Origin of the sequence: Roseisolibacter sp. H3M3-2, from assembly GCF_029211165.1 — a bacterium.
Lineage (GTDB): Bacteria > Gemmatimonadota > Gemmatimonadetes > Gemmatimonadales > Gemmatimonadaceae > Roseisolibacter.
The window spans coordinates 1-4,075 of sequence record NZ_JARGEK010000399.1; the positions used below are offsets into that span (position 1 = coordinate 1).

At 78.9% G+C, this 4,075-nt stretch carries 3 protein-coding genes; all 3 read right to left on the minus strand.

Annotated elements, in window-relative coordinates:
• Positions 1-342: 342 nt before the first annotated feature.
• From PYV61_RS21855 to murQ, 3 genes are read right to left on the minus strand one after another with little or no spacing between them, the layout of a single operon-like run.
• Complete coding sequence (locus tag PYV61_RS21855; protein ID WP_275835647.1) at positions 343-1,677, minus strand: glycoside hydrolase family 3 N-terminal domain-containing protein; 1,335 nt, start codon at positions 1,675-1,677, stop codon at positions 343-345.
• Positions 1,678-1,684: 7 nt separating this feature from the next.
• Positions 1,685-2,869, minus strand: coding sequence for an anhydro-N-acetylmuramic acid kinase (locus PYV61_RS21860; protein WP_275835649.1), 1,185 nt, complete (start codon positions 2,867-2,869; stop codon positions 1,685-1,687).
• A complete protein-coding gene (gene murQ / locus PYV61_RS21865) occupies positions 2,866-3,810 on the minus strand; it encodes an N-acetylmuramic acid 6-phosphate etherase (protein WP_275835651.1) in 945 nt (314 codons plus the stop codon). Before murQ ends, PYV61_RS21860 begins: the two co-directional genes overlap by 4 nt.
• Positions 3,811-4,075 lie beyond the last annotated feature (265 nt).

The window sequence follows — 4,075 nt, forward strand, 5'->3', positions numbered from 1 at the left end:
GACGCGGGCGACGGGGCCGGCGCGGGCGCGGCGCGGCGGCACGCGAGGGCGAGGGCCGCCGCGAGCGCGGCGGCGGTGGCGATCGGGCGGACAGTCGGGAGCATGCGCCGTCGGGAGCGGAACGAGGAATCGCGGTACGACGCCCGCAACGTGGCCGCACGCGCGCCCCGCCGGTAGCCGCGGTCGGCCGAGGCGCCGGGACGGCACCAGCCGCCAGGGCTTCCCGCCGCCGCCGTCGGGCCCGCGACGGTCGAACGCGCGCCGCCATGCGAGCGCGGGGGACACCGTGTCGGTGCCCCCCGCGCCCTCACCCGCCGCGGCGCATGCCGCCCGGCCGCCGGCTCAGCGGCCGCGCCCGCGCTCGCGGCGCCCGACGCTCTTCACGCCGTCGGAGTACACGAGCTCGACCTCCGCCCCCGACGCCGCGATCGACGCGTCGCCGCCGCGGGCGAACGAGAGCACCGCGCCGCTCGCCGGGTCGCGCACCACGACCATCGGCTGCGCCGCGGCGTCCCAGCGCAGCCGCACCCGGTCGCCGCCCTCGGCCTCGGGCGCCGCGGCGTCGGCCGCGTCGTCGTCGACGACCACGACCTCGACCGCGCCGCCGAGCGACGCGACGGCGCCGCGCGCGACGTGCACCACGCGGTCGGCCAGCTGCGCGCCCCAGGCGGCGTCGGCCGCGATCGGGCGGCGCCAGTCGTTCGGCGGCGCGGCCCACTGCGCCCACTTGAGCCGCCGCCGCACCGCCTGCTGCACGCGCGTCGGGTCGAGGCGCCGCGTCGCCAGCGCCTCCTCCAGCGCCTTCGCGGTGCGGGCCAGGTCGGCGGGCGCGAGGATGACGTCGCACCCCGCCGCGATCGCGCGCACCGCGGCCTCCCCCTCGTCGGGCGCCGAGGCCGCGACGCCCCCGGCGGCGAGCGAGTCGGACACGAGCAGCCCGTCGTAGCGCAGCTGCTGGCGCAGCAGCCAGGTGAGCAGCTCGCGCGACAGCGTCGCCGGCAGCCCGCCCGGGTCGAGCGCGGGATACGCGGCGTGGGCCGTCATCATCGACGCGACGTTGGCCGCGATCACCGCGCGGAACGGCTCGAGGTCGGTCGCGTGCAGCGTGTCGCGGTCGGCGGCGATCACGGGGAGCGCGCGGTGCGGGTCCTCGGTCGCGCGCCCCAGCCCCGGGAAGTGCTTGGCGCACGCCACCACGCCCTCGGCCTGGCAGGCCTCGATCCACGCCACGGCGAGGCGCCCGACGCGCGCCGGGTCGTCGCCGAGCGCGCGCGTGCCGAGCGTCGGGTTGCGCGGCTCGAGGTCGAGGTCGCACACGGGGCCGAACGTCCAGTTCACCCCCATCGTGCGCGCCTCGCGCGCGGTCAGGCGGGCGGCGCGCTTGAGCGCCTCCAGGTCGTCGAGCCAGGCGATCGCGGCGAGCGGCGGGAGCCCCGTGGCGCCGCCGAACTGCTGCCCGGCCCCGCGCTCCATCTCGGCGCCGACGAGGAGCGGCACGCGCGACTTCTGCTGCAGCTCGCGGGTGAGCAGGCGGACGGCCTCCTGCTCGCCGCCGTGCAGCACGAAGCCGCCGACGCCCAGCGCGAGCGCGTCGGCCATCGCGGGGCGCGCGCCGTCGAAGCGGCCGTCGGCGTCGGCGCGGACGGCCGGGATCAGGAGGCGGGAGGTCTCGCTCATCGCGCTATCACGCCGGCGTCAGCTTGCCGAGCACGCGCGGGCCGCGCGCGCCGGTGGCGCCGGGGACGTTGCCCGGGCGCCGCTCCACGTGCAGCCAGCCGAGCAGCGCGAACGCCACCGCCTCCTTCGCCTCGCCGTCGAAGAACACCTCGTCGAACGCGCGCACGCGCGGCGCGCCGTCGCGGCGGGCGACCTCGCGCGCGATCGCGGCCGCGAGCACCGGGTTGCGCGCGCCGCCGCCCGAGAGCAGCACCTCGCGCACCGGCTCCGGCAGGAAGCGCGCGTAGGCGTCGGCCACGCTGCGCGCGGTGAGCGCGACGGCGGTCGCGACGAGGTCCTCGTCGGTCGCGCCGGCGCGCCCCGCGCGCGCCGCCTCGACCAGCCGCTCGGCGTACGCGGCGCCGAACAGCTCGCGCCCCGTGGACTTGGGCGGCGGCGCGGCGAAGTAGTCGTCGGCGAGCAGCGCGTCCACCGCCGCGTCCACCGGCGTCCCCGCGGCGGCGAGCCGCCCGTCGACGTCGAACGGGAGCGACGGGCGCACGCGGCGCGCGACGAGGTCGATCACCGCCACGCCCGGCCCGGTGTCGAACGCGCGCACCCCGGCCGACGGGTCGCGCCCGGGCGCCGCGGGCGGCACCACGGTCACGTTGCCGATCCCGCCCAGGTTCTGCAGCGCGCGCCACCGGTCGGGCGCGGCGAACAGCAGCGTGTCGGCGATCGGCACCAGCGGCGCCCCCTGCCCCCCCGCGGCGACGTCGCGCACGCGGAAGTCGCTGATCACGTCGACGCCCAGCCGCTCCGCGATCACCGCCGACTCGCCGGCCTGCCAGGTCGAGTGCCCCGGCTCGTGCCACAGCGTCTGCCCGTGCGACGCGACCGCGCGCACGTCGGCGCGCGCCACCCCGCTCTCGGCGAGCAGCGCCGCCGCCGCGTCGGCCAGCCAGTCGCCGAGGTCCGCCGACAGGCGGCAGTAGTCGCGCGCGCTCCCCTGCTGCATCGCGTCGAGCAGGCGCGCGCGCTGCGCCGCGTCGTACGCCCGCTGCGCGAAGCCGAGCAGCGTCACGCGCACCGTGCCGTCGCCGGCGTCCGCGAAGCGCGCGGCGGCCGCCGAGATCCCGTCGGTGGACGTGCCGGACATCAGCCCGACGTAGACGTCGGGTCCGGGGGTCGGGCGCGTCGCCGGCGCCGTCACGCGCCCGGCGCCCCGGCGCCCGCGGGGAGCACCGGCGGCGGCGCGTCGGGCACCACGCGGCGGATCACCCCGCCCGCCGCCTCGAGCGCGCGCTCGGCCTCGGCGCGCGCGACGCCCAGCTTCTGCATGACGATCGCCGTCTTCACGCTCCCGCCCGAGTCGGCGATCAGCGCGCGCGCCGCCTCGCGCGCCACGCCGCACACCTCCATCACGATCCGCTCGCTGCGGTCGACCAGCTTCACGTTCGTCGCGCGCAGGTCGACCATCAGGTTGCCGTACGCCTTCCCGACGCGGATCATGGCGCCGGTCGTGATCGTGTTGAGCACGAGCTTCGTCGCCGTCCCCGCCTTGAGCCGCGTCGAGCCGGTCAGCACCTCGGGGCCGGTGACCGTGACGATCGGGACGTCGACGTGCGACAGCGTCTCGGCCGGCGGCGGCGAGCAGGCGACGATGGCCGTGCGCGCGCCGAGCGCCCGCGCGCGCTGCAGCGCGCCGCGCACGTACGGCGTCGTGCCGCTGGCGGCGATGCCGATGAAGAAGTCCCCCTCGCGCACGCCGCGCGCGTCCACGTCGCGCGCGCCGCCCTCGGGCGAGTCCTCGGCGCCCTCCTGCGCGCGGAACATCGCGGCCTCGCCGCCGGCGATCATCCCCTGCACGAGGTCGAAGCCGACGCCGAACGTCGGCGGGCACTCGCTCGCGTCGAGGACGCCCAGGCGCCCCGACGTGCCGGCGCCGGCGTAGAACAGCCGCCCGCCGCGGCGGAACGTCGCCTCCGCCTCGGCCACCGCCTCCGCGATCCGCTCGCGCTGCGACGCGACCGCGTCCGCCACCGTCCGATCCTCCGCGTTCATGAGATCGACGATGCCGAGCGGCGACGCGAGGTCGATGTCGACGGTGCGCGGGTTGCGCTGCTCGGTGACGCGGGCGTCGCGAACGGTCACGCTCTCGGGGCGCGGCGTGGGAGGGAGGGCCACCGCGCCGCGGCGCGCCGCTGGTGTCGGGGTGGCAAACGCGGCGCTAAGTTATCCACCTCGCTCGCGGAGCGGCAAGGCGAACGCCCGTGGGGCGCGCCGCACGCGTGACGCCCCGCACACGCCCCAGGGATCCGTGCCGCCCGCGATCGCCGCGCTCCGACCGCCCCGCCACGCCGCCCGCGCGGCACACCTCGCCGTCGTGGCGGCCGCCGCGCGGGCCGCCGTCTCGACC

Coding starts and splice junctions, on each gene's coding strand:
- PYV61_RS21855 (WP_275835647.1), bottom strand. CDS start 1,677: ATGAGCGAGACCTCCCGCCTCCTGATCCCGGCCGTCCGCGCCGACGCC.